General features: G+C 66.2%; 30 protein-coding genes and 1 tRNA gene. 17 read left to right on the top strand and 14 right to left on the bottom strand.

What is annotated here, in order from left to right; translation table 11 throughout:
* The first annotated feature begins 68 nt into the window (after positions 1–68).
* The 4 genes from ACILR9_RS16285 (at position 69) to ACILR9_RS16270 (ending at position 3,732) form a co-directional block, all read left to right on the top strand.
* Complete coding sequence (locus tag ACILR9_RS16285; RefSeq protein ID WP_395710995.1) at positions 69–1,370, top strand: DUF2330 domain-containing protein; 1,302 nt, start codon at positions 69–71, stop codon at positions 1,368–1,370.
* Position 1,371: 1 nt separating this feature from the next.
* The gene (locus ACILR9_RS16280) at positions 1,372–2,196 is read left to right on the top strand and encodes an RnfABCDGE type electron transport complex subunit D (RefSeq protein WP_395710994.1); all 825 of its coding nucleotides are present in this window, start codon (positions 1,372–1,374) and stop codon (positions 2,194–2,196) included.
* The gene (locus ACILR9_RS16275) at positions 2,151–3,173 is read left to right on the top strand and encodes an NADPH:quinone oxidoreductase family protein (RefSeq protein WP_395710993.1); all 1,023 of its coding nucleotides are present in this window, start codon (positions 2,151–2,153) and stop codon (positions 3,171–3,173) included. Before ACILR9_RS16280 ends, ACILR9_RS16275 begins: the two co-directional genes overlap by 46 nt.
* Before the next feature lie 166 nt (positions 3,174–3,339).
* The gene (locus ACILR9_RS16270) at positions 3,340–3,732 is read left to right on the top strand and encodes an STAS/SEC14 domain-containing protein (protein ID WP_395710992.1); all 393 of its coding nucleotides are present in this window, start codon (positions 3,340–3,342) and stop codon (positions 3,730–3,732) included.
* Here the strand turns inward: ACILR9_RS16270 and ACILR9_RS16265 are convergent.
* Genes ACILR9_RS16265 through ACILR9_RS16250 form a run of 4 tightly spaced genes read right to left on the bottom strand, consistent with a single transcriptional unit; the run spans position 3,729 to position 6,063 of the window.
* Positions 3,729–4,538, bottom strand: a complete 810-nt coding sequence (locus ACILR9_RS16265; protein WP_395710991.1) for a phytanoyl-CoA dioxygenase family protein — start codon at positions 4,536–4,538, stop codon at positions 3,729–3,731. The two genes, ACILR9_RS16270 and ACILR9_RS16265, sit on opposite strands and share 4 nt — an antisense overlap.
* A complete protein-coding gene (locus tag ACILR9_RS16260) occupies positions 4,538–5,314 on the bottom strand; it encodes a crotonase/enoyl-CoA hydratase family protein (protein ID WP_395710990.1) in 777 nt (258 codons plus the stop codon). The genes ACILR9_RS16265 and ACILR9_RS16260 overlap by 1 nt, the downstream gene beginning before the upstream one ends.
* A gap of 28 nt (positions 5,315–5,342) precedes the next feature.
* A complete protein-coding gene (locus ACILR9_RS16255; RefSeq protein ID WP_395710989.1) occupies positions 5,343–5,801 on the bottom strand; it encodes a MaoC family dehydratase in 459 nt (152 codons plus the stop codon).
* Positions 5,802–5,811: 10 nt separating this feature from the next.
* Positions 5,812–6,063, bottom strand: a complete 252-nt coding sequence (locus ACILR9_RS16250; protein WP_395710988.1) for a zinc-finger domain-containing protein — start codon at positions 6,061–6,063, stop codon at positions 5,812–5,814.
* On the opposite strand from ACILR9_RS16250, the gene ACILR9_RS16245 reads away from it, so the two are divergent.
* Both ACILR9_RS16245 and ACILR9_RS16240 read left to right on the top strand, forming a co-directional pair.
* Positions 6,062–7,063, top strand: coding sequence for a lysophospholipase (locus ACILR9_RS16245; RefSeq protein WP_395710987.1), 1,002 nt, complete (start codon positions 6,062–6,064; stop codon positions 7,061–7,063). The two genes, ACILR9_RS16250 and ACILR9_RS16245, sit on opposite strands and share 2 nt — an antisense overlap.
* Before the next feature lie 189 nt (positions 7,064–7,252).
* On the top strand, positions 7,253–8,185 hold the full coding sequence (locus ACILR9_RS16240; protein ID WP_395710986.1) for a 3-keto-5-aminohexanoate cleavage protein: 933 nt from the start codon (positions 7,253–7,255) through the stop codon (positions 8,183–8,185).
* 31 nt (positions 8,186–8,216) lie between these two features.
* Here ACILR9_RS16240 and ACILR9_RS16235 read toward each other — a convergent pair whose 3' ends face one another.
* Positions 8,217–8,558: a MarR family winged helix-turn-helix transcriptional regulator gene (locus ACILR9_RS16235; RefSeq protein WP_395710985.1), complete on the bottom strand. Its 342-nt coding sequence runs from the start codon at positions 8,556–8,558 to the stop codon at positions 8,217–8,219.
* Between the two features lie 67 nt (positions 8,559–8,625).
* Here ACILR9_RS16235 and ACILR9_RS16230 point away from each other — a divergent pair, with 67 nt between their 5' ends.
* Positions 8,626–9,078: a MaoC family dehydratase gene (locus ACILR9_RS16230; RefSeq protein ID WP_395710984.1), complete on the top strand. Its 453-nt coding sequence runs from the start codon at positions 8,626–8,628 to the stop codon at positions 9,076–9,078.
* The gene (locus ACILR9_RS16225) at positions 9,075–9,947 is read left to right on the top strand and encodes an HpcH/HpaI aldolase/citrate lyase family protein (protein WP_395710983.1); all 873 of its coding nucleotides are present in this window, start codon (positions 9,075–9,077) and stop codon (positions 9,945–9,947) included. Before ACILR9_RS16230 ends, ACILR9_RS16225 begins: the two co-directional genes overlap by 4 nt.
* A gap of 160 nt (positions 9,948–10,107) precedes the next feature.
* Here the strand turns inward: ACILR9_RS16225 and ACILR9_RS16220 are convergent, their stop codons facing one another.
* The 4 genes from ACILR9_RS16220 to ACILR9_RS16205 form a co-directional block, all read right to left on the bottom strand.
* A complete protein-coding gene (locus tag ACILR9_RS16220; RefSeq protein ID WP_395710982.1) occupies positions 10,108–10,428 on the bottom strand; it encodes a 2Fe-2S iron-sulfur cluster-binding protein in 321 nt (106 codons plus the stop codon).
* Between the two features lie 26 nt (positions 10,429–10,454).
* Entirely contained in the window at positions 10,455–11,675 is a 1,221-nt protein-coding gene (locus ACILR9_RS16215; protein WP_395710981.1) for an NAD(P)/FAD-dependent oxidoreductase, read from the bottom strand.
* Between the two features lie 405 nt (positions 11,676–12,080).
* The gene (locus ACILR9_RS16210; protein ID WP_395711034.1) at positions 12,081–12,530 is read right to left on the bottom strand and encodes a cytochrome P450; all 450 of its coding nucleotides are present in this window, start codon (positions 12,528–12,530) and stop codon (positions 12,081–12,083) included.
* Complete coding sequence (locus tag ACILR9_RS16205) at positions 12,493–12,921, bottom strand: hypothetical protein (protein ID WP_395710980.1); 429 nt, start codon at positions 12,919–12,921, stop codon at positions 12,493–12,495. The genes ACILR9_RS16210 and ACILR9_RS16205 overlap by 38 nt, the downstream gene beginning before the upstream one ends.
* A gap of 89 nt (positions 12,922–13,010) precedes the next feature.
* On the opposite strand from ACILR9_RS16205, the gene ACILR9_RS16200 reads away from it, so the two are divergent.
* From ACILR9_RS16200 to ACILR9_RS16185, 4 genes are all read left to right on the top strand, one after another.
* Entirely contained in the window at positions 13,011–14,315 is a 1,305-nt protein-coding gene (locus tag ACILR9_RS16200; RefSeq protein ID WP_395710979.1) for an SRPBCC family protein, read from the top strand.
* A complete protein-coding gene (locus ACILR9_RS16195) occupies positions 14,312–14,833 on the top strand; it encodes an aromatic-ring-hydroxylating dioxygenase subunit beta (protein ID WP_395710978.1) in 522 nt (173 codons plus the stop codon). The genes ACILR9_RS16200 and ACILR9_RS16195 overlap by 4 nt, the downstream gene beginning before the upstream one ends.
* Positions 14,834–15,018: 185 nt before the next feature.
* The gene (locus tag ACILR9_RS16190) at positions 15,019–15,705 is read left to right on the top strand and encodes a TetR/AcrR family transcriptional regulator (RefSeq protein WP_395710977.1); all 687 of its coding nucleotides are present in this window, start codon (positions 15,019–15,021) and stop codon (positions 15,703–15,705) included.
* A 98-nt stretch (positions 15,706–15,803) separates the two neighbouring features.
* Positions 15,804–17,042 (top strand): ABC transporter substrate-binding protein, encoded by a 1,239-nt coding sequence (locus ACILR9_RS16185; protein WP_395710976.1) that lies wholly within the window; start codon positions 15,804–15,806, stop codon positions 17,040–17,042.
* Between the two features lie 129 nt (positions 17,043–17,171).
* On the opposite strand, the gene ACILR9_RS16180 is transcribed toward ACILR9_RS16185, so the two are convergent.
* Positions 17,172–18,209 carry a hypothetical protein gene (locus tag ACILR9_RS16180; RefSeq protein WP_395710975.1) on the bottom strand — a complete coding sequence of 346 codons (1,038 nt, stop codon included), beginning with the start codon at positions 18,207–18,209 and terminating at the stop codon, positions 17,172–17,174.
* Between the two features lie 119 nt (positions 18,210–18,328).
* The gene (locus tag ACILR9_RS16175) at positions 18,329–18,640 is read right to left on the bottom strand and encodes a hypothetical protein (RefSeq protein WP_395710974.1); all 312 of its coding nucleotides are present in this window, start codon (positions 18,638–18,640) and stop codon (positions 18,329–18,331) included.
* A 112-nt stretch (positions 18,641–18,752) separates the two neighbouring features.
* Here ACILR9_RS16175 and ACILR9_RS16170 point away from each other — a divergent pair, with 112 nt between their 5' ends.
* Positions 18,753–19,028, top strand: coding sequence for a hypothetical protein (locus ACILR9_RS16170; RefSeq protein ID WP_395710973.1), 276 nt, complete (start codon positions 18,753–18,755; stop codon positions 19,026–19,028).
* A 191-nt stretch (positions 19,029–19,219) separates the two neighbouring features.
* On the opposite strand, the gene ACILR9_RS16165 is transcribed toward ACILR9_RS16170, so the two are convergent.
* Entirely contained in the window at positions 19,220–19,600 is a 381-nt protein-coding gene (locus ACILR9_RS16165) for a RidA family protein (RefSeq protein WP_395710972.1), read from the bottom strand.
* Between the two features lie 229 nt (positions 19,601–19,829).
* Between ACILR9_RS16165 and ACILR9_RS16160 the strand changes: the two genes are divergently transcribed.
* Both ACILR9_RS16160 and ACILR9_RS16155 read left to right on the top strand, forming a co-directional pair.
* Positions 19,830–20,579, top strand: coding sequence for an SDR family oxidoreductase (locus tag ACILR9_RS16160; RefSeq protein WP_395710971.1), 750 nt, complete (start codon positions 19,830–19,832; stop codon positions 20,577–20,579).
* A gap of 29 nt (positions 20,580–20,608) precedes the next feature.
* On the top strand, positions 20,609–22,111 hold the full coding sequence (locus tag ACILR9_RS16155) for a class I adenylate-forming enzyme family protein (protein ID WP_395710970.1): 1,503 nt from the start codon (positions 20,609–20,611) through the stop codon (positions 22,109–22,111).
* 96 nt (positions 22,112–22,207) lie between these two features.
* On the opposite strand, the gene ACILR9_RS16150 is transcribed toward ACILR9_RS16155, so the two are convergent.
* Positions 22,208–23,206, bottom strand: coding sequence for a Bug family tripartite tricarboxylate transporter substrate binding protein (locus tag ACILR9_RS16150; RefSeq protein WP_395710969.1), 999 nt, complete (start codon positions 23,204–23,206; stop codon positions 22,208–22,210).
* Between the two features lie 110 nt (positions 23,207–23,316).
* Between ACILR9_RS16150 and ACILR9_RS16145 the strand changes: the two genes are divergently transcribed.
* A tRNA-Arg gene (locus ACILR9_RS16145) sits at positions 23,317–23,393 on the top strand.
* A gap of 584 nt (positions 23,394–23,977) precedes the next feature.
* Here the strand turns inward: ACILR9_RS16145 and ACILR9_RS16140 are convergent.
* Positions 23,978–25,201, bottom strand: coding sequence for a CynX/NimT family MFS transporter (locus tag ACILR9_RS16140; protein ID WP_395710968.1), 1,224 nt, complete (start codon positions 25,199–25,201; stop codon positions 23,978–23,980).
* A 91-nt stretch (positions 25,202–25,292) separates the two neighbouring features.
* Here ACILR9_RS16140 and ACILR9_RS16135 point away from each other — a divergent pair, with 91 nt between their 5' ends.
* Positions 25,293–26,357, top strand: a complete 1,065-nt coding sequence (locus ACILR9_RS16135) for a LacI family DNA-binding transcriptional regulator (RefSeq protein WP_395710967.1) — start codon at positions 25,293–25,295, stop codon at positions 26,355–26,357.
* Positions 26,358–26,470 lie beyond the last annotated feature (113 nt).

Genomic DNA, 26,470 nt, shown 5'->3' with positions numbered 1-26,470 from the left:
CTGGGATCTCGCCAACTCGCCGCCATCTTCACCCAACAGGCTTGCAGCCGTAGCAAGGAGAGAGCTGCATGCTGAAGCGGATTCTGGCCGTGATGGTGTTGGCGTTCGTTCCGCTACAGGCGCAAGCATTCTGCGGTTTCTATGTCGGCAAGGCCGACGCCTCGCTGTTCAACGAATCGAGCCAGGTCATCCTGGCACGTGACGGCCAGCGCACCACCATCTCCATGCGCAACGACTATCGCGGCGAGCTCACCGAGTTCGCCCTGGTCGTGCCGGTGCCGGTGATCCTCAAGAAGGAGGACGTCAAGGTGCTCGATCAGAAGATCTTCGAGCGCCTCGATTCCTACAGCGCGCCGCGCCTGGTCGAATATCACGACGAGGATCCGTGCGCTCCCCGCCCGCGCCGGGATGCGCTGCTCTCGGCAGTGCCGGCGCCTTCCGTCGCGCCGCGCGGCTCGCAGGATCAGCGCGTGCGCGTCGAATCCTTCTTCACCGTCGGCGAGTATGACATCGTCATCCTGTCGGCGCAGGAATCGGATGCGCTGGAAACCTGGCTGACCCAGAATGGCTACAACATCCCGAAGGGCGCCAGCGCGGCGCTGCGACCCTATGTGCGCCAGGACATGAAGTTCTTCGTGGCCAGGGTCAACCTGAAGGAGCACGCCACGAGCGGGGGGCGCTATCTCAGCCCGCTGCAGTTCGGCTTCACCAGCGAGAAGTTCATGCTGCCGATGCGACTCGGCATGCTGAACGCCAAAGGCCCACAGGACCTGATCGTCTACACGCTGACCCGCAAGGGGCGGGTCGAGGCCTCGAACTACCGTACGGTCAAGGTGCCGACCAACGTCGACCTGCCCACCTACGTGCGCGACCCCGCAGTGTTCCGCGACTTCTACAAGACCATGTTCGGCCGCCTCGCCGCGGAGGACGGCTATCGCACGGTGTTCACCGAGCACGCCTGGGACTCGGGCTGGTGCGATCCCTGCGTGGCGCCACCGCCGCGCGACGACGAGATCGTCGCAGCGGGCGCTTCCTGGGTCACCGACGGCACGGGCACGCGCCAGCGCGGCGCCTCGGTCGTCGTGACCCGCCTGCACCTGCGCTACACGCCCGACAGCTTTCCCGAGGATCTGATGCTGCAGGAGACGGCCGATCGCGCCACCTTCCAGGCGCGCTACGTGCTGCGCCATCCGTGGACCGGCAACCCGTACAGGTGTGGCGCAGCGCCGGACTATTTCGCCCGGCTCGTCGAGCGCGAGGACAACGATGCCCGTGCGCTGGCGAGGCTCACCGGCTGGAGCCTCGCCACGATCCGCGCTCGGCTGCCAAGGCGCTCGCCGCCGATCCCCAGCCCGCCGCCGGTGCCCTGACATGGTCGCAGCACTGCGCAAGCTCGACGCCCGCTGGCTGCAGATCGGCGCCATCGGCGGCCTGCTGATGTTCGGCGTGCTGCTGCGCGACTTCGCCCTGCGCTGGGAGCAGTCGGCGCTGTGCTTCGCCGGCGCCCTCGCCGCACAATGGGCGTGGATGCGCATCCTCGGGCTCAAGAACGTCGGTTACCTGAGCGCCATCGTCACCGGCATCGGCCTCAGCGTGCTGGTGCGCGCCGATTCGCTATGGGTCCATCCGCTGGTCGCCGCGCTAGCCATCAGCGCCAAGTTCACGGTGCGGATCGGCAACAAGCACATCTTCAATCCGGCCAATCTCGGCGTGATGATCGCCATCCTGTTCCTGCCCGGCGCCTGGCTGTCGCCCGGCCAGTGGGGCTCCGACATGATCGCGGCCCTGTGGTTCATTGCGCTCGGCGTGACGGTCACGGTGTCGGCCAGGCGCTTCGACATCGCCTGGGCTTTCCTCGCCTGCTACGGGCTGCTGCTGATCGGCCGCCTGTTGTGGCTCGACCAGCGCTGGGCGGTCCTGCTCAACCAGCTGAGCTCGGGCGGCCTGCTGCTGTTCACCTTCTTCATGATCACCGATCCGATGACGACGCCCAACGACCGGCGCATGCGCTGGCTCTATGCCGCGCTGGTCGCCACGCTTGCCTTCATCTGGCAATTCGTCTGGTATCGCAACGGAGGGCCGGTGTGGGCGCTGTTCCTGCTCTCGCCGCTGGTGCCGGCCCGCTCTGCGTCTGCCATCACGGAAGTTCCATGCGCGCCCTCGTCTGTCACGGCTACGGTTCCATCGACACCCTGAAGCTCGAAGACGTCCCTGTGCCCGAGCCCAAGGCGGGCGAGATCCAGGTGCGTGTCGGGGCGGCGGGCGTGAGCTTCGCCGCCATGCTGGGCGTCCAGGGCAAGCATCAGAACAAGCCAGCCCTGCCCTACGTGCCGGGCAACGAGCTGGCCGGGCACGTGACCAAGCTGGGGCCCGGCGTCACCGACCTCCATGTCGGGCAGCGCATCTGCACCGGCGTCAACCAGGGCGCCTTCGCCGAGTATGCCGTGGCGACCGCCGAGAACGTGATCCCGATCCCGGAAATCATGCCCTACGCCCAGGCCACCAACTTTCCGACGCTCTATCCCACAGCCTACGGCGCGCTGAAATGGAAAGCCGACATGCAGCCGGGCGAAGTGCTGCTGGTGCATGGCGCCGGCGGTGGCTCGGGACTGACCGCCATCGAGGTCGGCAAGGCGATGGGCGCGATCGTGATCGCCTCGGCCGCCGGCAGCGACAAGCTCGCCGCCGCGCAGGCGGCCGGCGCCGACCAGCTGATCGACTATCGCAGCGAAGATCTGCGGGCGCGGGTCCTCGAGCTGACCGGCGGCCGCGGCGCCGACGTGATCTACGACCCGGTCGGCGGCTCGGCGTTCGAGGTGTCCCTGCGTTGCGTCGCACCCGAGGGCCGACTCATTCCCATGGGCTTCGCCAGCGGCATCATCCCGCAGATCCCGGCCAACATCCTGCTGGTCAAGAACGTGACGGTGATCGGCTTCTACTATGGCTACTACAACGGCTGGGGCGGCAAGGCGCCGCCGACGGCGAAGGAAGCGGCAGGTCTCGCACGACGGCGCGCGATGGTCGCCGAGGCGCAGCGCGAGCTGATGCGCTGGTTCACCGAGGACAAGCTCAAGGCCACGGTCGCCGCCACCTATGATCTTGCCGATTGGATCGACGCCTTCCGCTTGATAGAACAACGTACGGTTGTCGGCAAGGCTGTCCTGGTGGCCTAGCGTCAGATTGCACCTCGAGAAAGTATTACCCCTCAAAGAAAGCTCCGCTCGCATCAGGCGAGTCCGCCGCCGGATAACGGTTTTGTTATCGCCGATAGGTGCCGCGACAGGTCTTTGGTCCTGCGCGCGTCTTGTCGCCGGCGACCGGCTGACGGCATAGTCGATCATGCCGGTCAATTGGACGGTTTCGCACCCTGATCGCCTGATTGTTGCCGTCGCCGAAGGCACGGTCACGCTGCAGGAGATCGAGCGGTATCTCGACGATGTCATCACCTCGAACACGTTGGCGTATCGCAAGATATTCGACGTGACGCAGACGCAGGGTCACCCTCCCGATGAGGACATGATGATCCTCGGTGCGCGCATTCGCGCGTATCCGGCCTTCGGTCGCTTCGGCGCCTTGGCAATCGTCGCGTCGAGCGACCGGTCTCGCTGGATGGCCCGTCTCTACACCCAGTTGGCTGAAGTGGATCGCCCCATCAAGATCTTCCGTAATCGCGAGGCTGCGGAAAAATGGCTGGACGGCCAACCCCACGTCGACCCGCCAGCCGATCCTTAGCCCAGCACCTTCGGAAACATTGCGCAGGCCAGGCGATCGCCCGGGACCAGGCCGTGGCCTTCGATTGGCGGCGAGATCTGGCCGACCCGCGCCGCGTAGCGTGCATCGTCGCCGCACCAGCGCGTCGCCCAGGCGCGACGCCGGCGTGACGCGGAGAGATTTCCCGAGGCGCCGTGCAGAGTAAGCGCATGGAAGGCAATGACGTCGCCGGGCTCCATGTTCCAGGCGAGGAACTCGTGGCGGTCCCGTTCGGCGTCGAGATCGGGCAGCGGCTCGAAGCGCGAATCCTGGACGGCGAGATCGACGCCGCCCTGGCGAAAGAATTTCGGCTGGAACCAGCGGCCCCAGCGATGGGAGCCTTTGACGTACTCGACGCAGGTCGCGCGATCGACCGGATCGAGCGGCAGCCACAGCGAGACGACCTGCTCGCCATCGATCGGATAGTAGGGCTGGTCGTGATGCCACGGCGTGCGCTCGCGCGTGCCCGGTTCCTTCACCAGCAGATGGTCGTGGTAGTAGACGACCTCGCGTGAGCCCATCAGCCGTGCGGCGATTTCCCGTGCTGGTGACTTGAAGACGAAGTCGCGCGCCGCGGCGTGACGCTGCCAGAGCTGGAAATCGACGAAAAACAGTCCGGGCGAGCCGGCGGGCGTATTGAGCCGCACCATCGGCCCGGGGTCGGCCATATCGGCGTCGACCGCCGCACGCATCAGGTCGATCCAGTCGGACGAGAAGGCACCGCGCAGGCACACCACCCCGTCGGCGCGATAGCGCGCGACCTCGTCGTCAGTCGGCAGGGTGGTCATCAGATGTTCCCGAAATTTCCGCCGCGGCCCTTGCCGGCGGCGAAGCGTGCGGCCCCCGAGCGAGCCTCGGCCTGCAGGGCCGGTGCGCCGCGCCGACCTTCATTGACCAGGGCGCGGGCAACGTCGAGGCCCCATTGCTCATAGGACGACTGGCGGTCGGAGCGCAGGCAGGTTTGCGGGAACCTGGCGAGCTGCTCGGCCAGGGCAATCGCTTCGTCGAGCGCCCGCCCCTCGGGAGCAACGCGATTGGCGAGCCCCCAATCGTGGGCCTCGCGCGCGCCGACCTCGCGTCCCGTCATGATCATGTCGAGGGCACGGCTGTGGCCGATGAGGCGCGGCAAGCGCACGGTGCCGCCGTCGATCAGCGGCACGCCCCAGCGCCGGCAGAACACGCCGAACTTCGCCGTCTCCGAGGCAACCCGCATGTCGCACCACAGGGCCAGCTCCAGCCCGCCCGCGACGGCATAACCTTCGACCGCCGCGATCACCGGCTTGGACAGGAGGTGCCGCGTCGGTCCCATCGGCCCGGGACCTTCCGGATCGTGCGGACCGGAGCCCTCGCGACTTGCCGCGACCTTGAGATCGTAGCCGGCACAGAACGTGCCACCCCGACCGGTCAGGATCGCGACCGACTGCACGGCGTCGGCATCGAAGGCGAGAAACGCCTCGCGCAGCAGCCGCGCCGTTTCAGGGTCGACTGCGTTGCGCGCTTCGGCGAAACGATCGATCGCCACGACCGTTATCGGACCATGCTTCTCGACCGCTACCTTTGCCATATCGGCGTCTCCCCTTCTGCCGCCCCGATCAGCGCCCCTGCATCATGCGCAGCGGCGTGTAGACCAGCACCGTTTCATCCTTCTGGTTCTTCACCACGTTGGTCGTGCGTACCAGCGCCCGCGACGGATCCTTGGACGTCGGCCTGATCTCGCTGACCTCGATCTCGACGTGGATCGTATCGCCGACATAGGTCGGCCCCTTGATGTCGAAGCCCATCGACAGGAAAGCGAGGCCAGACCCTTGCAGGGTGGTCGGGATGACCAGCCCCTCTGCCATCGAGAAGACCAGCGCGCCGGGCACGGGATGGCCGCCCCGCATGGGCGCGTGGTGGGCGATGTATTCCTTGTTGGTGAACAGCTCCTCGGAAAAGCCACAGAGAGTCACGAAATTGAGCAGGTCGGCCTCGAACAGCGTGCGGCCGTAGGTCTTGAAGCGGTTGCCGATCGCGAGGTCGCGCCAGTTCCAGCCCTCTCCCAGCTGCTTCACCGCCGCCTCCTCAATGGGCGGGCGCCCCGGCGCCATGGCCGGGGCGGACGCCTTCGCGCAACACGTACGTCCGGCTGCAGTAGGGGCATTCGACCCGCCCTTCTTCGCCCAGATTGAGATAGACTTTGGGATGACCGAGCGCACCGCCCCCGCCGTCGCAGGCGACGCGGTCGGTATCGACAGAGATGAGTTCAAAAGGTTCCGTCACGATATCCTTCCTTTCACGCCGGCGGATGATAGCGGCCACGGCGGCTGCGGTCATGCTGCCCGCCTGCGCCCCGACCGTCATGCCCGCCGGCACCACGGTGCGCGCTCCGACGCTGTCGGATAAGCGCTACATCGCAGCCGACGGCACGTCCCTGCCGGTCGCCACCTGGCCTGCGGCAAATGGTACCCCCAGGACCGTGATCCTGGGTCTGCATGGCTTCGGCGACTATCGCATGGCGTGGGACGAGCCGGCGTCGATCTGGGCCAAGCAGGACATCACGACGTACGCCTACGACCAGCGCGGATTCGGCGAAAGCCCGACCCGGGCGCGCTGGCCCGGCACCGAGGCGCTGGTCGACGACGCCCGGGCGATGGTGATGCTGGTCAAGGCGAAGCACCCCGATGTACCGATCTACCTCGCCGGCGAGAGCATGGGCGGGGCCGTGGCGCTGGTCGCCGCCGACCGCAGCGCCGAGATCGACGGGCTGATCCTGTCGGCGCCGGCGCTGCGCTCGCGCGATACGTTCGGCCCGGTCGCCAGCGCCGGCCTGTGGTTCTTCGCCCATACGATCCCCTGGATGCCCTCCGGGCCGACCTCGATCGACTACATGCCGACCGACAATCCCAAGACCCTGGACAAGCTGCGCAAGGATCCGAAGATGCTGCGCCAGGTGCGGCTCGACATGGGCTACGGGCTGGTCGGCCTGATGGACGACGCCCGCGCCTCGTCCGAGCGCATCAAGGTGCCCTACCTGATGCTGCACGGGCTGGGCGATCGCATCGTGCCTCAGGACCCCGTGCGCGCCGCCATCGAGGTCATGCCGCCGCGCCCCGATTCGAAGCTCGCCTTCTACAAGAACGGCTACCACCTGCTGCTGCGCGACAAGGAGGGCGACAAGGTTGCCGAGGACGTCGTCGTGTGGATCGCCGACCACCAGGCAGCGCTGCCCTCGGGCGCCGACGTCACACGCGCGCATCCCGAGATTGCCGCCATGTGGGGCTCCCGACGCAACCATCGCCAGGCGCCGCTGGTGCTCGAAGGCCAGGGCGGGTGATCATTCTCCTCCCCCAGCTGTGCTGGGCAGGTGTCGCCGTCTTACGGCGACGGAGGGGCCATGGATCATGCGGACCGCGGGCGTCTCGCCCGCTCATCGTGATGACGATGACGAAGATCACGAGCAGGCGGGACGCCCGTGGTCCGGAAGACTATGAATCAGATCGACAGCAACGCGAGGAGCCTCTGAATGCGCCGGGCCCAGAAGGTCATCGTCACCTGCGCGGTGACCGGATCCATCCATACGCCGACCATGTCGGATCACCTGCCGATCACCGGCGACGAGATCGCCGCGGAAGCGGTTGCCGCGGCCGAGGCCGGCGCCGCGGTCCTGCATCTGCACGCGCGCGACGAGAAGGACGGCAAGCCGACGCAGAAGCCGGAAGCGTTCCAGCGCTTCCTGCCGCGCATCAAGCAGCAGTGCGATGCGGTGGTGAACGTCACCACTGGCGGCGGCCTCGGCATGACCCTCGACGAGCGGCTGGCGGCGGCCAAGTGGGCCAAGCCCGAGGTCGCTTCGATGAACATGGGCTCGCTGAATTTCGGCATCTTCGGCGCCGCCGAGAGGATCTCGAGCTTCAAGTACGAGTGGGAGAAGCCCTACCTCGAGATGACGCGCGACTTCATCCTGAGCAACACCTTCGCGCAGATCGAGCGCGGCCTCAAGGAACTCGGCGCCAACGGCACGCGCTTCGAGTTCGAATGCTACGACATCGGCCATCTCTACAATCTGTCGCACTTCCTCGACCGCGGCCTGGTCGAGCCGCCGCTGTTCGTGCAGGGCGTGTTCGGCATCCTGGGCGGCATCGCCGCCGAGCCCGAGAACCTGATGCACATGCGGGCAACGGCCGACCGGCTGTTCGGCGATCAGTACTATTTCTCGGTGCTGGGCGCCGGCCGCCACCAGATGCCGATCGCCACCATGAACGCGGTCATGGGCGGTCATGTCCGCGTCGGCATGGAGGACAGCCTCTATATCGGCCGCGGCAAGCTTGCCGCAAGCAACGCCGAGCAGGTGGCCAAGATCGTCCGCATCCTCGCCGAGTTGTCGCTCGAGCCGGCAACCCCGGCGGAAGCCCGCGAGATGCTGAAACTGAAAGGCGGAGACAACGTCGGGTTCTGATCCTCCTCCCCAACGAAGTTGGGGCGGAAAATCAGGCCGCTTGGCGCCGTCCCGGCCGCGCGGCCGGCGGCGCCTCTTCCGACATCGAGAGCAACCGCCGCTTCATCGCCAGCAGCGTGTCGGCCGCCTTGGCCAGGTCGGCGCGGTCCATGCCTTCGACGATGCGCGCGTTGAACTTGTCGGTCTCCCTGCGTACCTGCTTGAGGAAGCTCAGCGCCTGCTTGGTGAGATAGACGCGCTTCACCCGCCGATCGACCGGATCGGCCTGGCGCATCACGAAGCCGGACAATTCCAGGCGATCGATCAGGCCGCCGAGGGCGACCTTGCCGAGGTCGAGCTCGCTTGACGAAGGGTCCTGCTCGCTCAGAGTCATCAGCGAGCGAGACGCTCGCGGTCCGAAAGAGCATGATGCGCCAGTTTGGACGCTACAGGAGGAACGTTTGCCAGGACTGTATTTCGAGGAATTCTACGTCGGCCAGAAATTCGTGCACGCGGTGCGGCGCACGGTGACCGACATGGACAACATCCTGTTCACGGCACTGACCCACAATCCAGCGGCGGTGCATCTCGACCACGAGTACGCCAAGACGACCGAGTTCGGAAAGCCGCTGGTCAACAGCGGGTTCACTCTGGGGCTGGTCACTGGCCTTTCGGTGGGCGACACCACGCTCGGCACCACGGTGGGCAATCTCGGCTGGGACGAGGTCCGCTTTCCCCGGCCTGTCTTCGCCGGCGACACGATCCGCGCCGAGACGACGGTGATCGAGGTGCGCGCCAGCAAGTCGCGGCCCGGGCAGGGCATCGTGACGTTCCAGCATAGAGGCTTGAACCAGCGCGACGAGGAGATCTGCATCTGCAAGCGAGCCGGCTTGATGCTGGGGAAGCCGAAATGAGGTTGCGTTCCCTGCTCTTCGTGCCTGGCGACAGCGAGCGCAAGTTCGAGCGCGCCCGGGCAACCGGCGCCGACGGCCTGATCCTCGACCTCGAGGATGCCGTCGCGCCGTCGCGCAAGCCCGAGGCCCGCAAGATGCTGGCCGGCATGATCGCGCCCACCGCGGGCCGCCCCTGGAGCTGCTGGGCGCGCATCAATCCCTTCGACTCTGGCATGACGCTCGAGGACCTGGCGGCCGTGGTCATGCCGGGTCTCGACGGCATCGTCCTGCCCAAGGCCAACGGTTCCGGCGACGTGGTGCGGCTCGGCCACTGCCTCGATGCCCTAGAGGCCAAAACCGGCATGACCGCCGGCCACGTCAAGATCCTGGTCGTGGCGACCGAGACGCCGACGGCGATGTTCCATCTCGGCTCGTACACGCCGGCACATCCGCGTCTCGCCGGGCTGACCTGGGGGGCCGAGGACCTTTCGAGCGCGGTCGGCGCCACCACCAGCAAGGCGCCCGACGGCAGCTTCAGCTTCCCCTACCAGGTGGCCCGCGCGCAGTGCCTGTTCGCGGCGTGCGCCGCCGACGTGGCGCCGCTCGAGACGGTCTATACCGACTTCCGCGACAGCAAGGGGCTTGCCGAGAGCTCCCTGACCGCGCGGCGCGACGGTTTCACCGGGCGCATCGCCATCCATCCCGACCAGGTGGCGACGATCAATCGCTGCTTCACGCCGAGCGACGAGGACGTGGCGCATGCGCGCCAGGTCGTCGAAACTTTCGCGGCGCAACCCGATTCCGGCACGATCGGCATCGACGGCAAGATGTACGACATCCCCCATCTCAAGCAGGCCCAGCGGGTGCTCGCTGCGCTGGCCCAATCCTGACAGTCGAGACGACTGGCCACGGATGAATGAGGGGAGCGTCCTTTCTCGGACCGCGGGCGACTCGCCGGCTCATGATCATGAGCGGGCGAGACGCCCTCGATCCAGAAGAGCATGAGCGCCACGGGAGTGGCGCGGCCCCGGCAATGAGCGGATACCCCCTTCAGCGCTGGCTCTCCGGCACCTTGAGCCGCAGGCCATCGAGCGCATCCGTGACGTCGATCTGGCAGGACAGGCGCGAAGTCTCGTTGTGGTGGGGGCAGAACTCGATCATCGCCTCTTCGTCCGACTTCTTGGGCGGCAGCTTTCCGGCCCATTCGGGCGGGACGTAGACCATGCAGGTCGCGCACGAGCAGGTGCCGCCGCAATCGGCATCGATGCCGGGCACCATGTTCCGGACAGCGCCCTCCATGATCGACAGCCCATTGGCGATGTCGATCGTGTGCTCCTGCCCGTCCGTCGTCTCGAAGGTGATCTTTGCCATCTGTCGGTCCACTCACTCGTTCAGCGCTATAGTCGACAATCCTTCACTGCCACCCGTTCGTCGGCGAGCTTCGCGGTGTCGACGCGCGCCCGCGCGCCGATCAGAACCTTGGACATCATGAATTCCGCCGCCCGGTTCATGGCATCACAGGCCACCAGCACGCCATCGGAAAGATAGAACACGGCGAACGACCGCCCCTCGTCCGGCCGGCCGCGGACGATCGCCTGGTCGTGCTGGTCAGACAGGCCGGCAGTCTGCAGCTTGACGTCGTACTGGTCGCTCCAGAACCACGGCACCTGATCGGGCGGGGCCGGCAGGCCGCAGATCGCCGCTGCCGCCATGCGCCCCTGCTCGAGCGCATTGTGCACGGACTCCAACCGCAGCCGTCGGTCGAGCAGGGGATGGTGCTGGTTGGTGCAATCGCCGATGGCGTAAACCGCAGGATCCTCGGTGCAGCACCGCGCGTCGACGTCGATCCCGTTCGTGGTCGCAAGACCCGCCGCCTGGGCAAGCTCGATGTTGGGCAGCGCGCCGACGCCGACCACCACCAGGTCGGCCGGAACCTGCAGGCCGTCGCAGAGGACGCGCTCGACGTGCCCCTCGCCTCCGAAACCCTTCACGGCCACGCCGGTATGGACGGCGACCCCTTCCTCGCGATGCAGCCGCTCGTAGAAGGTCGAGACCACCTGCCCGACGCCGCGCATCATCAGGCGCGGCGCCTGCTCGAGCACGGTGACGGCGAGCCCCAGCTTGACCGCGACGGCCGCCAGCTCGAGCCCGATATAGCCGCCGCCCACGACGACCAGCGACGTGCCGCCGAAGAACCTCGCGCGGATCGCCTCGACATCGGCGATGCTGCGCAGCGAGACGATGCCCGGCAGTTCCGCTCCAGGCAGCGAAAGAGTGCGCGCCCGGCTGCCGGTGGCCAGCACCAGGGTCGTGTAGTCGAGGCTCGAACCGTCATCGAGGACCACGCGATGCGCCGGCCGATCGATGCGCTCGACATGGCGGCCGAGCAGCAGGCGGGTGCCGAGCTTCTCGTAGAACGCCGCAGGCTTCAGGTAGAGCCGGTCGAGCGCCAGCTCGCCCGCCAGGTATTTCTTGGACAAAGGCGGCCGCTGATAGGGCGGATAGGGCTCGTCGCCGACCACCGTCACGGCGCCTGAAAATTTCTCCTGCGCCAGGCTGGCGATCAGCTGGCCGGCGGCATGACCGGCGCCGACGATGATGAGGTGCTGCCCGCTCATCCTCTGGCACGGCTCCATGCCAAACCAGCATGGTGCACATTGCTCATGCCTCGCCGAAAATGGAAGCCACGGATGAACACAGATGAACACGGATACTTGACATGGCTGCCAAGCGAGGAGGCTTCAGAGATCTCCGGCGCCTGTCGCGAAGCAAGTGCTCCGGTTGCAACGACACTTCTGTCATCCCGAGCGCAGCGAGGGATCCTTGAGGCTGCAGCAATGGTCCCTCGATGCGCTCGGGATGACAGCGATCCCGGACCGATAGTCTCGTCAAGAGCCCTCAGGGAATATCGCTTCGAGGTCAATCGATCTGTGTTCATCTGTGTTCATCTGCGGCTGAGAATCGAGCGAAGACTTGGGCTCGTTCGCTTGCGGCCAAGCCAGGACGTGACCGGGCGACAGCGGTCACGCCGCCGCCTTGGCGAAGGAATAACGGATCGGCAGGCGCTTGAGGCCGCTGACGAAGTTGGCCTCGACCCAGGGCGGCGCGCCGGCCAGCTCGACATGGTCGAGGCGCGGCAGCAATTCGCGGAAGAAAGCACGGATCTCCATCCGGGCGAGATGCATGCCGAGACAGAGATGCGCCCCGAAGCCGAAGGCGAGATGGCGGTTCGGCGAACGATCGATGCGGAAGTCAAACGGGTCCTCGAACACGTCCTCGTCGCGATTGCCCGATGGATAGCACATCATCAGGCTGTCGCCTGCCCTGATCTGCTGGCCGCGCAGGACATAGTCCTCGGTCGCGGTCCGGAAGAAATGCTTCACCGGCGAGACGTAGCGGATCATCTCGTCGACCGCCCGGGTCAGCAGCTCCGGCTCAGCCCGCAAGCGATCGAGCGCGCCCGGCGTCTGCATCAGGGCCAACAGGCCGCCCGAGGTGGTCGAGCTGGTCGTATCGTGGCCCGCAGTGGCGATGATGACGTAGTACGACCCGGTGATCGGGGTCGTCCATGTTGACCAGCGTGCGCAGGGCCGAAGCGCGCCGGCCGGTCAGCCGCTCCAGCTTTTCCTCATCGGCCAGCGAGGTGAGGGTCGAGCGCGGCCCGTTCAGGAACCACTCCGGCTGGCGCTCGATCTCGATGATGTCGGCATGGCGGGTCACCAGCCAGAACGGCCGGTAGCCCTCGGGCGCCACCCGGCACACGGGAGCGGCGCGGCGGAGCGGCGTGAACAGCGCATCGTAGGCCGACTGGTCAATGTAGGTCCGCGGGTCGACCACGGCGCGGGCAAGGGCTGCATCGTCCATCGCTGTCCTCCCTCCGGTTGACCACATTGTCTATCAGGTTATAAACTTCCTAACAATTGTTAGATTTATTGGCCGGCGAGGAGGAATGCATGGACACCGCCCTGATAAATCCGGAGGTCCCGTCCGGCCATGCCGGCCTGGTGGTCGAGGATCGCGAGCGGCACCTGTTCCGCGTCGCGCGGCGCGCCTTCACCGAGCAATCCGTGCTGGAAGGCGAGCACGCCGCCATCTTCGACCGGTGCTGGCTCTACCTCGGCCACGGCTCGGAGATCGCCGGCAATTGCGACTTTATCACCCGTGCAGTGGGCGGTCGTGAGCTGATCTTCAATCGCGATCGTGGCGGGGCGGTGCACGCCTTCCTCAATACCTGCCCGCATCGCGGCGCCATGGTGGTGCGCGAGCGCAAGGGCAACGCGCTGTCGTTCCGCTGCTTCTATCATGGCTGGTCGTTCAACGTGAACGGCCGCTTCGCCTCGCGCTTCGAGGAAGGCAACTACGGCAAGGAGCACTATGGCGGCGGCTGCGCCGACCTGGCCCAGGTGCCGCGCCTGGAAAGCTACCGCGATTTCTGGTTCGTCAATTTCGACCGCAACGCCATGCCGCTGGCCGACTACCTGGCCGGCGCCAGGGAATATATCGATCTCGTCGCCGACCAGTCGGAGGCCGGCATGGAAGTCGTCGGCAGCGGTCAGCAGTACCGCATCAACGCGAACTGGAAGCTGCTGGCCGAGAACAGCATCGACGCCTTCCATGGCTTCCCGGTTCACAGCACCTATTTCGACTATCTGAAGAACATCGGCAGCCTGCGCATGGACTCAGGCACCAACGATTTCACCGCTCGCGGCATGTCCGATCTGGGCAACGGTCACGCCGTCATCGAGTACGCCTCGCCGTGGGGTCGGCCGATCGCCCGCTGGGTTCCGTCATGGGGCGAGGAGAAGCGCGAGCTGGTCGAGCGGCTGCGCAAGAACCTGGTGCAGCGCTTCGGCGAGGAGCGCGGGCTGCGCATCGCCGAGACCAGCCGCAACATGCTGATCTTCCCCAACCTGGTCATCAACGACATCATGGCGATCACGATCCGAACCTTCTATCCCGAGGCGCCCGACCAGATGACCGTCAGCGCGTGGGCGCTCGCCGCCTGCGACGAGGACAGCGAGCTGCGCAAGCTTCGCCTGTTCAACTTCCTCGAGTTCCTGGGGCCGGGCGGCTTCGCCACGCCGGACGACCAGGAGGCGCTGGAGAACTGCCAGCGCGGCTACAGAAACATGCGCGAGGCGGCGTGGAACGACATCTCCAAGGGCATGCCGCGCGTCGGCAAGCCGATGAACGACGACGAGGAGCAGATGCGCTGCTTCTGGCGGCAATGGCAGCAGCGCATGGCGGGTGCGCGATGAACGCCGACGCGAGCCTCGCCGGCGCCGCGGCCCTGGACGATCCCGGCCTGCGCGCCCGCATGGAGGATTTCCTCTATCTCGAGGCCGATCTGCTCGACGATTGGCGCATCGAGGAATGGTTCGCGATGTTCGCCGAGGGCGCCACCTACGAAGTGCCGCCGACCGGCGATCCCGACGAGACCGATCCGGCGACGTCGCTGTTCTACATCGCCGACGACTATGTCCGCCTGCGCGAGCGGATCGAGCGCCTGAAGAAGAAGGAAGCGCACTCGGAGTTCCCGCGCTCGCGCCAGCGCCACATGATCAGCAACGTGCGCATCACCGGCATGGACGCGGGCGTGGCCGAGGTGAGCTGCAATTTCATCACCTATCGCGCCAAGCGCGGCGTCGTCGATACGTACTATGGCAAGCACCTCTACCGAATCGACTGCACCGGCCGGCCGTGGAAGATCAAGTTCAAGCGCTCGATCCTCGACATGGATATGCTCTATCCGGGCAAGCTCACGATCATCATTTGAGTTTCATCCTCCTCCCCAAGCTTTGCTTGGGGAGGTGTCGCCGTCTTACGGCGACGGAGGGGTCATGGGCACCACTACTGCGGCTCATGACCCCTCCGCCGGCGAAGACGCCGACACCTCCCCAGCGAAGCTGGGGAGGTCCATGAGTCTTGAACCGTGACCCTCCCGTCACGTAAGACGGAGCGATGAAGATTGACCGCCCTGTCCGGTCGGAGCGGACCACGCCGCCGGTCGACGACGCCGGAAAAGACAAGCAGACCAAGGCCGACAAGACGCGGGCGCGCCTGATCCAAGTCGCCAAGCGGCTGGTCCAGGAGGACGGCTCGGACCGCGTCACGCTGCGCCGCATCGCCGCCGGCGCCAAGATGAAGGCGGGCAGCATCTACTACCACTTCGACTCGCGCGACGAGATCATCCGCGCGGTGCTGGAAAGCGGCGTCGGCGGCGCCCGCACGGCGGTGATGCAGGCGATCGCCGCTGCCGGACGCGCAAGCTCGCCGCTCGACCGGTTGCGCGCCGCCCTGCGCGCTCACCTCGCCTATACGCTGCAGGAGCACTTCTCGTCGCGCCTGAAGGCGATCCGCCGGCTCCCGAAGCGGCTGCGCGACCAACACATGAAGCAGGAACGCGAATACGCGGCGATCTTCGCCGACCTGTTCGCAGAGGCGCACAAGAAGGGCCTGCTGCGCTCCGGCTTCAATCTCTCGGTGGTGCGCATGCTGACCATGGGGGCACTGACCTGGGTCGCCGAATGGTATAGCCCGGACGGCCCGCTCTCGCCCGACGACGTCGCCGACGAGCTGATACGGCTGCTCGCCAGCGGCATCATCAAGCCGGGCGCCGGCCCCGTGCGACAGCTCCCGATAAAATAACTACCAGTTGTTAGATTCCGCTTGCGCTGCGAATTGGCGCGGCTGATGATTCCGCCAAAGGTGCGCAAGCCGACCAGGCGCTTGCGACGGGAGGAGACATGACCACCATCACCGTCACGCGACGCGCCCTGCTGGCCGGCGCGGGTGCCGCCGCCCTGTCGGCCGGCGCCGCGCGCGCCCAGTCGAAGAACTACGGCCCGGGTGTCAGCGACAGCGAGATCAAGCTCGGCACGACCTCACCCTACAGCGGCCCTGCCTCGGCCTACGGCATCTACGGCCACGCCCAGACCGCCTATTTCCAGATGATCAACGAGCAGGGCGGCATCAACGGCCGCAAGATCACCCTGATCTCGCTCGACAACGCCTACAACCCGCCCAAGGCGCTGGAGCAGACGCGCAAGCTCGTCGAGGAGGACAACGTGCTGGCGATCGCCGGCTTCCTCGGCACCGCGCCCAACACCTCGGTGCAGAAATACCTCAACGGCAAGAAGGTGCCGAACCTGTTCCTGACCTCGGGCGCCGATCGTTTCAACGATCCCAAGGCCTTTCCGTGGATCGTGCCGCTCTATCCCACGTATGTCGGCCAGGGCGAGATCTACGCCAAGTTCATCCTGGCCAAGCATCCGACGGCGAAGATCGGCGTGCTCTACATCAACGACGATCTCGGCAAGGATTTCCTGCTCGGCCTCAAGAAGGGGCTGGGCGAGCGCGCAAGAACAATGATCGTGCGCGAGGTCAGCAACGAGCTCACCGATCCCAGCGTCGACAGCCAGATCATCGACCTGAAGGGCGCTGGCGCCGACGCGCTGGTGCAGTTCACGACGTCGAAGTTCGCCGCCCAGGGCATCCGCAAGGCCTACGATCTCGGCTGGCGGCCGGCGCTCCACATCATCGCCAGCGTCGCGTCATCGGTCGGCGGCACGCTGGTGCCGGCCGGCCTCGAGCGCTCAAAGGGCGTCATCACCGCACGCTGGGAGAAGCATCCGACCGACACGACGACGCTCAACGATGCCGACGTCGTCGAGTATCGCGCCTTCGCCAGGAAATACATGCCGAGCCTCAATATCGAGGACAACACGGCCGTGCCAGGTTACATCAATTCTTTCATGATCGCCCGGGTCCTCAAGGCCTGCGGCAACGGTTTGACGCGCGACAACATCCTGAAGCACGCGACCAGCCTGAAAGATGTCGTGGCGCCGATGCTGCTGCCCGGCATCACCCTCAGCAACTCACCCGACGATTACCTCGCCTTCCACGCCATGCAGCTGGCCCAGTTCGACGGGGAGAAGTTCGTCGCCCTGGGCGACGTCGTCCGCCTCGACATTGCGCACAAGTGAGATCGGTACCGGGGCGCGCGCCACTCCAGAGTCTCGCAATACATTGGCAAGGCGCCGCATCCTTCGCTGCGCTCAGGACGACAAGAAAGGCCGGCGTCCTCCGCCGGTGGCGATTCCCGTTTGCCCGAGTCAATGCGGCGGCGCGATCAGGAAGGCTTTGGACGAGTTGAATATCCAGGTCTCGACCAGGCCGGTGACCTGCGGTTTGCGTCCCAGTTCGTTCATCGCCCCGGCCAGGCACATCCAGTTCAGGATCTCCTGCTGGCCACTGTCCTCGACGGCGGCGCCCGAGCAGTTGCGCCAGGTCTGCCAGTCGGCGCTGCGCAGCGCCTCGAACATGCGCTTGTCGGCCGGCGTGTCGGGATAGAGGAAGTGGTTCTTGGCCGTCAGGAAGGCGTGCGACCAGCCTGACGAGGCGAGCAGCGCCACACGCCACGGCGAGGCGGCGAGGACACGTGCGGTCGCTGCGCCGAGGTCGAACAGGCGGCGCGGCGTCGGCGCCGGAGGGTCGAGGTCAGCCTCGGCGATCTCGCGATCGAACACCGGCAGGCCGCCGCGCTGGGCGAGCACGCGCCGGCCGTAGCAATTGATGGCCATGGGCACGATCGGATAGCCGAAGCCGCGGCGGGCATAGTCGAGATAGAAGATCGCGTTGGCAAAGGCATGGCCCAGCGGATGGTGCAAGGGCTTGTAGGCGTAGGCCGTGTCGAAGCCTTCCTCGATCAGCGCGCTCGCCAGGTATTTGGCCGCCTGCCGATGGCCAGGCAGGTCGTAGACCTTGTCGGTCTCGCCCCAGACGTTGTTCGGCGGCACCGCGAACTTGAAGCGGTCGTAGGCGCTGACGCAGTAGGGCGGCACGACGTCTTCCTTGAAGTTCTCGTACTGGTCGTCGCCCCAGATCAGCACGAAGTCCGGATCGAACGCATCGAGCGCCGCCCGCGTCCTCTCCATCCAGCCAACCAGGTCGGCGCGATGGCGCGCCGCGGACGAGGCGCCCTCGTCGTTGCCCCATTCGGCCCGCATCGCCTCGGGCCAGCCGGCCGGCGTCCTGAGCTCCTCCGGCAGGCGCGGGTTGGCGAGCATGCGCTTCAGGATCCACGCCATGCGCTCGTCGGCGCCCCACAGCGGCGGGTAGTGCGAGATGCCAAGGGCGAGAATTTCAGCCATGGTGTTTTCCTAACACTTGACAGAATTTCATCCGAGCTTCGATCAGCACAGGACCCTCGTCAACCGCCGCGCCCCATGATCGACCGATCCGCCAATGAGCCAGCCCGATTGCCGGCCGATCAGGCGCAGCGTACCACGACCGAAGCCGGTCCGCGCACGACGGTGGCATCGCCCCGCGTCGGCATGTTGTCCATCGCCAGCACGGTGTAGTTGCCGCGGCTTTCGCGGCACATCGCGATGGCGCGCGTCTGACAATCGCCTGGCATGTTGCAGTTGATCTGAATGGCCGGCTTGCCGTCCGACCAGGTGACGGTCTTGGCGGCGGTGCGCGTCATCGGATCGTTGCCGGGCGTTGATTGGGCATCGCCGCAGGCCGCTGCCAGTCCGGCGATGGCAAAGCCCAGCATGCAGCGCAGCGTCGATCGCGACATCGTAAACTCTCCCCCTGCTGCCCGATCGCTGTCGGGTGCATCGAGAGTACAGGCGGCCGCCCGATGCGTATAGTCTCCGCCTCACGACCGCTCTGACCGGACTCCATCGACGATGCGACTCGCCCGCCCCCTGCTGCTCGCCACCCTAACCGCCATCCTGCCCGGCGGCTTGCAGGCGCAGCAGACGAACGAGCAGCTTGCTGCACGCTGTGCCGAGCTCGGCGCCATCTTCGACCGCTACGGCACGCGACGCAGCGAGGGTTCCGGCGGACCCGACATGATACGCCTCGGCGCCGGCATCGATTGCCAGAAGGGCCGCTACCAACAGGGCATCAAGGCGCTCGAGGATCTGCTCGACCGCAACCGGATCCCCTATCCCAAGAGCTGAGGCTCTCGGCTGGACCGCGGGCGCCTGCCCTGAGCTTGCCGAAGGATCTTGCCCTCGGCCCGGAAGAGCATGAGCCCCACCAGGGCAGGACTACTGTCGACGGTACCCGGACCTGACGCGCTGCTGCGCTTGCGGGCAGGCCGGCCAAGGCCGCGCCGGCTCGTTTCCTCGCTCACGCTTGGCCCTTCCGCTCAGCGCTCGACGACCGCCGTCGTCTCGATCTCGACCAGCAGGCCGGGCACGGCCAGCGCGCTCACCGCCACCAGGGTCGACGAGATGACCGAGCCGCGCAGCGCTTTGGCCAGGGCCTTGCTGACCGCACCCATGTCGCGGATGTCGGTGACGAAGATGGTCATCCGCGTGACATCGGCCAGCCGCGCCCCGGCCGCCTTCAAGGCGGCCTCGATCTTGCGCATGGTGATGGCGGTCTGCTGGGCGGCATCCTTGCCCTGCACCCGCCCCTTGGCATCGAGCGACGTCGTGCCCGAGACGAACACGAACGACCCGCTCCTCACCGCCCGCACATAGAAGGGCACGACCTCCGTGCCATCCGGAAACAGCTTCTTCGCCATCGCAAGACTCCTTCTTCTCCTCCTCCTCCCCAGCTCCGCTGGGGAGGTGTCCGCGTCTTCGCAGACGGAGGGGACATGAGTCACGAATCCAATGACTCATGACCCCTCCCTCGCCGTATGACGGCGACATCTCCCCGGGAAAGACGGGGAGGAAATGACTGCCGCCTCGACGTGATTAGCACGCGCCGGCGGGCGTAGTACAAAGCTCGCCTGTGGAGAGGGGAGCCCGATGTCACTCGATCGCTATCGCACCGCCATCGTCACGGGCGCCAGTCGCGGCATCGGCGCGGCGACGGTCCGCCAGCTGTGCATCGGCGGGCTCGAAGTCTATGCCGTGGCGCGCTCGGCCGACGATCTCAGCGATCTCGCCCGCGAGACCGGATGCCGGCCGCTGGCGCTCGACATCTCCCATCGCGACGCCGTGCTGAGCGCGCTGAGCGTCGTCGATGCCGACATCCTGATCAGCAACGCCTCGGCGCCGGTGCGCGCCGGCGCATCGTGGCAGACCGCGCCGGACGACATCGACCTGCTGCTCGAGGTCAATCTCAAGGGCACGCTCAATTGCCTCGCCGCCACCGTGCCGGGCATGCAGGCACGCGGCCGCGGCCATGTCGTCCTGCTGGGCTCGATCGCCGCCGCCTGGCCGATCCCGGGCATGCCGGTCTATGCCATGACCAAGGCCGCGCTGCGCAATCTCGGCCAGACGCTGCGGCTCGACTTGCATGCCTCGGGCGTGCGGGTGAGCGAAATCGCGCCGGGCCGGGTCGAGACCGGCGCCCATGTCGCCCTGCTCGACGACCCCGACGAAGGCCGCCGGCGCTTTTACGAAGGTTTCGACTGCCTGCAGCCCGACGACATCGCCGAGGCGATCATGTTCGTGCTCGGCGCCCCGCAGCGCATGGATGTGAGCTATATGGAGATCGTGCCGACCGACCAGTCCTACGGCGGCTCGCAGTTCCACCGTCGCGACAGCCGCTAGGCGCGTCGCTTGCATTGCCCGAGTTCGCCATGAGCCTGACCAACCTCGCCGCCATCCTCGATCCCGCCGCGCCCGACGACCGTGCGCTGATCATCCAGCTTTCACCGGAGGGCGACGAGCAACGTCGCCTGAGCTACGGCGAGGGCCGGGCCCGCATCGCCGCCCTGGCGCGCGGCCTGTTGAAGCGTGGACTCGAGCGCGGCCAGGCAGTCGCCATCGTCGCCGCCAACAGCGCCGACTACCTGATCCTGTACATGGCGACCATGGCAGCCGGCCTGGTCTCGGTCTGTGTCAACCACAAGCTGCCGCGCGAGACGGTGGCGCACATCATGAAGGACTCTGCCGTGGTGCTCGCCATCGCCGACGCCGAGCGGGCGCCGCTGGTTGCCGAGCTGGTGCCGACCGTGCCGATCGAGCAGCTCGACACGCTGCTCGACCCTGGTCCGTTCGCGCCGGTCGACATGGCATTCGAGGAGACGGCGATGGTGCTCTATACCTCGGGGTCGACCGGTCTGCCCAAGGGCGTGCCGCTCAGCCACGGCGGCTATCTCTGGGCGACCGGCGCCACGCCCGAGCAGCGGCCCGGCATCGAGGGCCGCAAGGCGATCATCGCCGCCCCGCTGTTCCACATGAACGGCCTGTTCAGCGCCAAGCTGGTGATGATCAACGGCGGCACCATCGCGCTGATGGCCGCCTTCACGGCCGCCGGCTACATCCGCGCCATCGACCGGCTGCGCATCGACATGGTGACCTCGGTGCCGACCATGCTGGCCCTTGTGATGCGCGAAACCGAGGAGCTGGCGAAGGCCGACCTCTCCTGCGTCACCGTCGCCGTCACCGGCTCGGCGCCGTCGACGCCCGAGTTCTTCGAGCAGATGCACCGGCTGTTCCCCAACGCCGAGACGGCCAACAGCTGGGGCACCACCGAATCGGGGCCGATCGCCTTCGGCCCGCACCCGGAGGGCATTGCCAAGCCAATGGGTGCGCTGGGCTATCCGCGCACGGGCCTCGAGGTGAGGTTCGTCGGCAATGATCCCGACCAGGGCGTGCTGCACATCTGCACCCCGGCGCTGATGAGCGGCTATCTCAACCGCGCGGCCGACACGAAGAGGCGCCTGATCGACGGCTGGTACGACACCGGCGACGTGATGCGGCGCGACGCCAACGGTTTCGTCTTTTTCGTCGGCCGGGCCGACGACATGTTCCAGTGCGGCGGCGAGAACGTCTACCCCGGCGAGGTCGAGAAGCTCCTGGGCCGCCACGCCGACGTGGCCCAGGTCTGCGTCGTGCCGGTGGCCGACGAGATCAAGTACCAGCTTCCGGTGGCGTTCGTCGTGCCGAAGCCCGGAACGTCGCCGAGCGAGGATACGCTGCGCCGCTTCGCCCTCGACAACGGACCGGCCTACGCCCATCCCCGCGCCGTCTGGTTCCTCGACGAGCTGCCGCTCGCCGGCACCAACAAGATCGACCGCAAGGCGCTGATCGACCGCGCCGCTGCCGCTTTCGCCCGCGAAGGCACCCGGCGGGTGTAGACCGTCGCTCAGGCTCTTCCGGACCCGCGAGCGTCTCGCTCGCTCGAACTCATGAGCGAGCGAGACGCTCGCCGTCCGGAAGAGCCTGAGCTCCCGTCAAGAGTCCGCCGTAAACCCGATCTTCTTCACGATCGGCCCCCAGCGGTCGTAACTGTCCTTCAAGAGCTTCGCGAGCTGGTCCGGTGTCGACGAGGTCGCTTCGAGGCCCATGACGGCCAGGCCATCGACCACGTCTTTCTGCTCGAGCGCAACACGCAGCGCCTGGTTGATGCGCTGGACGACCGGCTCGGGTGTGCCGCCCGGCGCGAAGAAGCCGAACCATTCCGAGAACACGAGGTCCTTGTAGCCCTGCTCGGCGAAGGTCGGGACCTTGGGCGCGAACCGGCTGCGCTCAGCACCTGAGACGGCCAGATAACGGATCTTGCCGGCATTGGCCTGCTGGGTGAACTCGCCGACCGGACCCGAGACGGCCTGTATCTGACCCGCGACCAGATCCTGAACGGCGGGCGCCGAGCCGCGATAGGCGACATGCTTCAGCTCGACGCCGCCCGCCTGGCCGAGCAGCACGCCGATGAAGTGCGGCACCGAGCCGGCGCCCGGCGAACCGTAGTTCGCCTTGTCGGGATTGGCCTTGGCCCAGGCCAGGAAGCCTTTGACGTCCTTGACCTCGTCCGGCACCGCCGGTCCGACGCAGAAGCCGAAATCGAAGGTGCAGGCCAGCGAGATCGCGGTAACGTCGGTCAACGCGTCATAAGACAGCTTCTTGTAGACGTGCGGATAGATCATCAGCATCGAGGCCGGTGTCTGCAGGATGACGCTGCCGTCGGTCGGTGCCCCCTTCATGGTCTGAACCGCGATCTGGCCGCCCGCCCCGGCCTTGTTCTCGACCACGGCCGATCTGGTGTAGGTGGTGCCCCGCAGGTTCTCGGCGACCCGCCGGCACAGCGTGTCCGAGGTGCCACCGGGCGGGAAGCCGGTGACGATCTTGACGACCTCGAGCGGCTGATTGCTCTGGGCGCCGGCCCGGCCGGCCAGCCCAACGGCGGCGAGCGCGGCACCTGAGGCGCCTAGGAAGCGGCGGCGATTGACGTGCATGGAGCGTCCCCCTGGGTAGTCGAAGGGCGCGGACTGTCGCCCAGGATCAGCGCAGCCGCAAGCCGGCCGCGTTGCGCCTGCCGCCCCTCTCCGGTATGGTCCGCTGCACTGGACCCGTAGCTCAGCTGGATAGAGCGCTGCCCTCCGAAGGCAGAGGTCGTGAGTTCGAATCTCGCCGGGTCCGCCATTTTATCGCATGCTTTGAAGTACTTGGCGAGAGCGCACTTTGCTCTCTCGATGCTTGGCTTGGCCGCGGAAGCATTGCGGAAGCAGTCGGACATCGAAGTAGCATCGCGAAACGCGCTACATCTCATTTCGATTTGTACACGACGAAGTCGAGTCGTCACGAGCGTGCAAAGCCTTATCGGCGTGTCGATATGCGCACCCGCTCGGACCTGTCCTCCTCCCGGAGGATCGACCTGCTTCTCAAGTCTGGTTTCGCTGGCGCTGATGCGTCCTTGCGCAAGTACGAATTCGCATCAAACCGCCCTACTGCAACATTTGAAGGCTTGCCACTTCTTAGAAGCTTCACGCAATCGTCGCTGGCCTAGAGTTGGCCCAACCGCCGGTCGTGTAGGTCTGCGGCGGGAGCATGGCAAACTTGAAGGAATTCCTGCTCGCCACGATGGCTCCTTCCTTCTCACAGGGACAGCGGAGACCAATCTTGCGAGGAACGATCTGAACAGCGTCATCCATGCAGGGCCGACGTTTTAGAGTGACATGTCGCAGAACCACTTATTGGAGAGTTTCTATTGATCCCACAATTTCAGCTCACCTAGCTCGCCTCGCCATAGCAAGCAAGATCAAGCCTGCAACGGAGCCCATTGCCATCGTCACAAATCCGCCGAGCCAACTGGCCTTACCTAGCGCTGCCGTCGTGACGTCGAGGACAACGCCCACGGCGAGAGGCCCCAGCAATCCGCCACTGAATCCTACGATGGAATGCACTGCGAGGGTGATACCGCGTTGTCCCTCGGCCGCAGCAAACATCGCTCCGGTGGTGATAGCGGCGGAATCGGCCATCGTGAGCATGCTGAACAGCAGACAAGCAGGTACGACTGCCCAGATCGGCCAGTGAGCGCCGGAACCGGCGACAATCGACAGCACGAGCGCCAGGCCCATGACGGTGGCGATCACCCGTGGGCGACCGAAACGAGTGGCGAGTTCGGCGCAGCCGATGCTGGCGGCCATGCTTGCCACGAGGAACAGCGCGGTTATCCAGCTGACCCATTTCGGCCAGTCGGGACCAGCCGCTGCCTGGACGCCACACCAAGTGAGATAGGCGACGATCCAGCTCTGGAAGGCAAAGAGCTCCCAATTGTGCAGCCCGTAGAGCGCGATGTAGCGTAGCGCGGGTCGGTTCTTCAGCACTGGCCGCATGTTCGGCAGATGAATGCGGCCTGACGGAGCTGGATGAGTGTCGCCCGGGACGGGCAGGATCATCAGTGCGCTGATCAATGCACCACTCGCACCCAGCGCCACAGCGCCCTGCCAGCCGACGTGCTCAGCGAACTCGATGGTGGCTACATAGGAAACGCTGATTCCAAGACTGTAGGTTGCCGTGTAGAGCGCAATCCAACGCGCGTGCCGCCCGGGTGCCGTCCGATCGGTGATCAGGCGCAGACCCGGCATATAGGTGCCGGCCATTCCCGCACCCGCCAGTGCGCGCGCCAGCAGCGCCGACCAAAAGCCTTGCGCGAACAATGCAAACGCCAACCCTGCGACGGCGGTGACGACCAGCGCGACCAGATAAATGCGCTTGGCGTCGACGTGATCGGTTAACGAGACGGTAAAGGGCACCGCACAGATATAGCCGCCGTAGAAAATGCCGCTGATCAGTCCGGCCTCGGTGTTGGTGAGATCCCACTGTTGCTGCAGCACTGGCACCAGCGCCGGGAATGATGCCGAATTCAGCATCGTCAAGATCGAGGTAAGGAGTAGAATAGCAACGAGGCCACCGTCGCACCTGCGCGTCCCAGTCGAACTGTGGTTCATTTACCGGCTTCACATCACACATCGGGTGTGGCACTTCTTCTGCACACGTGTGCATTACTGGCATGTAGGAATTGCGGATGTCAACGAAGCCATGAAAGCGGACAAGGCAAAAGGCCATAACATCCGTTCGCTCGATGTAGCGCGACTTGCTGGTGTGTCGCGCTCGGCCGTATCGCGTGCGTTCACCGAAGGCGCGTACGTCTCCGACGAAACACGGGAGAAGATACTCAAGGCGGCGGCGGCGCTCGGCTATAGTCCTAATGCCATCGCCCGCAGCTTGATCACGCGGCGCTCCCGCATGGTGGGCGTGGTGGTCGCCGACCTCGGCAATCCGTTCTACGCACGGGTGCTCGAGCTGGTCTGCCTGAAGCTGCAGGAGGCAGGCCTCGCCCCTTTGCTTCTCTGCCGGTACAGTTCGCAGGATCTCGATTCACTGATTCCACAACTGCTGGCCTATCAGGTCGACGGCGTGCTGATCGCTGCTTCCACGCTCTCCTCCACGATGGCGACCCAGTGCGCTCGGGCGGGCCGGCCGGTCGTCCTGATCAACCGCTATGGCAGCCTCGACGACGTAAGCGCGGTGTCGTGCGACAACGTCGGCGGCGGAGCCGCGATTGCGGATCATCTCGTGGCTGGAGGGCATCGCCGCATCGGCTTCCTGGCAGGTCTGGAGGACACGTCGAGCAGCCGCGACCGGGAAAAGGGCTTCACGGCACGGCTTATCCGGCTGGGAAGGGCGCTCCATGCGCGCGACGTCGGCCATTACACCTATGACGGAGCGGCTGCCGCCGCCCGGCGCCTGCTATCGATGAGGCCCCGACCCGATGCCATCTTCTGCGCCAACGACACCATGGCGATCGCCATGGTCGACGTGGCGCGCTCCGAGTTCGGCCTTGATCTGCCGAGCCAGCTGTCGGTGGCAGGTTACGACAACATCGATGCTGCAAAGTGGCGCGGCTACGATCTCACGACAGTCGACCAGAACGTCGAGCGTATGACGGCGTCCGCCATCGACCTCCTTCTGAAACTGCGCGACCATCCAGGCACCCGGCCTGAGCACATCGAAGTACCGGCTCAACTCAAGGTCCGCCGGTCGACGCGCCCTGCCGTCAAGCGGAAGGACCGTTCCAACCCCGCCACACGGAAGCGGCGGTAGGCTTGCCTGGGCGCGGCTTGACCCCGTCGAAAATAGTATGCGATCATGCACACGTGTGCAGGAATGGCCGCGATAAGCGCCAAAGGGAGGAAACAATGGGCAACCACGACAGT

The organism is Reyranella sp., assembly GCF_044224635.1.
Lineage (GTDB): Bacteria > Pseudomonadota > Alphaproteobacteria > Reyranellales > Reyranellaceae > Reyranella.
The sequence above is the reverse complement of the archived record's forward strand: the minus strand, read 5'-3'. Positions and strand labels throughout refer to the sequence as shown.

Bases quoted from the DNA above. Each gene is read 5' to 3' on its own strand.
- ACILR9_RS16285 (WP_395710995.1), top strand. From the start codon at position 69: ATGCTGAAGCGGATTCTGGCCGTGATGGTGTTGGCGTTCGTTCCGCTA.
- ACILR9_RS16280 (WP_395710994.1), top strand. From the start codon at position 1,372: ATGGTCGCAGCACTGCGCAAGCTCGACGCCCGCTGGCTGCAGATCGGC.
- ACILR9_RS16275 (WP_395710993.1), top strand. From the start codon at position 2,151: ATGCGCGCCCTCGTCTGTCACGGCTACGGTTCCATCGACACCCTGAAG.
- ACILR9_RS16270 (WP_395710992.1), top strand. From the start codon at position 3,340: ATGCCGGTCAATTGGACGGTTTCGCACCCTGATCGCCTGATTGTTGCC.
- ACILR9_RS16265 (WP_395710991.1), bottom strand. From the start codon at position 4,538: ATGACCACCCTGCCGACTGACGACGAGGTCGCGCGCTATCGCGCCGAC.
- ACILR9_RS16260 (WP_395710990.1), bottom strand. From the start codon at position 5,314: ATGGCAAAGGTAGCGGTCGAGAAGCATGGTCCGATAACGGTCGTGGCG.
- ACILR9_RS16245 (WP_395710987.1), top strand. From the start codon at position 6,062: ATGCTGCCCGCCTGCGCCCCGACCGTCATGCCCGCCGGCACCACGGTG.
- ACILR9_RS16250 (WP_395710988.1), bottom strand. From the start codon at position 6,063: ATGACCGCAGCCGCCGTGGCCGCTATCATCCGCCGGCGTGAAAGGAAG.
- ACILR9_RS16240 (WP_395710986.1), top strand. From the start codon at position 7,253: ATGCGCCGGGCCCAGAAGGTCATCGTCACCTGCGCGGTGACCGGATCC.
- ACILR9_RS16235 (WP_395710985.1), bottom strand. From the start codon at position 8,558: ATGACTCTGAGCGAGCAGGACCCTTCGTCAAGCGAGCTCGACCTCGGC.
- ACILR9_RS16225 (WP_395710983.1), top strand. From the start codon at position 9,075: ATGAGGTTGCGTTCCCTGCTCTTCGTGCCTGGCGACAGCGAGCGCAAG.
- ACILR9_RS16220 (WP_395710982.1), bottom strand. From the start codon at position 10,428: ATGGCAAAGATCACCTTCGAGACGACGGACGGGCAGGAGCACACGATC.
- ACILR9_RS16215 (WP_395710981.1), bottom strand. From the start codon at position 11,675: ATGAGCGGGCAGCACCTCATCATCGTCGGCGCCGGTCATGCCGCCGGC.
- ACILR9_RS16210 (WP_395711034.1), bottom strand. From the start codon at position 12,530: ATGCAGACGCCGGGCGCGCTCGATCGCTTGCGGGCTGAGCCGGAGCTG.
- ACILR9_RS16205 (WP_395710980.1), bottom strand. From the start codon at position 12,921: ATGGACGATGCAGCCCTTGCCCGCGCCGTGGTCGACCCGCGGACCTAC.
- ACILR9_RS16200 (WP_395710979.1), top strand. From the start codon at position 13,011: ATGGACACCGCCCTGATAAATCCGGAGGTCCCGTCCGGCCATGCCGGC.
- ACILR9_RS16195 (WP_395710978.1), top strand. From the start codon at position 14,312: ATGAACGCCGACGCGAGCCTCGCCGGCGCCGCGGCCCTGGACGATCCC.
- ACILR9_RS16190 (WP_395710977.1), top strand. From the start codon at position 15,019: ATGAAGATTGACCGCCCTGTCCGGTCGGAGCGGACCACGCCGCCGGTC.
- ACILR9_RS16185 (WP_395710976.1), top strand. From the start codon at position 15,804: ATGACCACCATCACCGTCACGCGACGCGCCCTGCTGGCCGGCGCGGGT.
- ACILR9_RS16180 (WP_395710975.1), bottom strand. From the start codon at position 18,209: ATGGCTGAAATTCTCGCCCTTGGCATCTCGCACTACCCGCCGCTGTGG.
- ACILR9_RS16175 (WP_395710974.1), bottom strand. From the start codon at position 18,640: ATGTCGCGATCGACGCTGCGCTGCATGCTGGGCTTTGCCATCGCCGGA.
- ACILR9_RS16170 (WP_395710973.1), top strand. From the start codon at position 18,753: ATGCGACTCGCCCGCCCCCTGCTGCTCGCCACCCTAACCGCCATCCTG.
- ACILR9_RS16165 (WP_395710972.1), bottom strand. From the start codon at position 19,600: ATGGCGAAGAAGCTGTTTCCGGATGGCACGGAGGTCGTGCCCTTCTAT.
- ACILR9_RS16160 (WP_395710971.1), top strand. From the start codon at position 19,830: ATGTCACTCGATCGCTATCGCACCGCCATCGTCACGGGCGCCAGTCGC.
- ACILR9_RS16155 (WP_395710970.1), top strand. From the start codon at position 20,609: ATGAGCCTGACCAACCTCGCCGCCATCCTCGATCCCGCCGCGCCCGAC.
- ACILR9_RS16150 (WP_395710969.1), bottom strand. From the start codon at position 23,206: ATGCACGTCAATCGCCGCCGCTTCCTAGGCGCCTCAGGTGCCGCGCTC.
- ACILR9_RS16140 (WP_395710968.1), bottom strand. From the start codon at position 25,201: ATGAACCACAGTTCGACTGGGACGCGCAGGTGCGACGGTGGCCTCGTT.
- ACILR9_RS16135 (WP_395710967.1), top strand. From the start codon at position 25,293: ATGAAAGCGGACAAGGCAAAAGGCCATAACATCCGTTCGCTCGATGTA.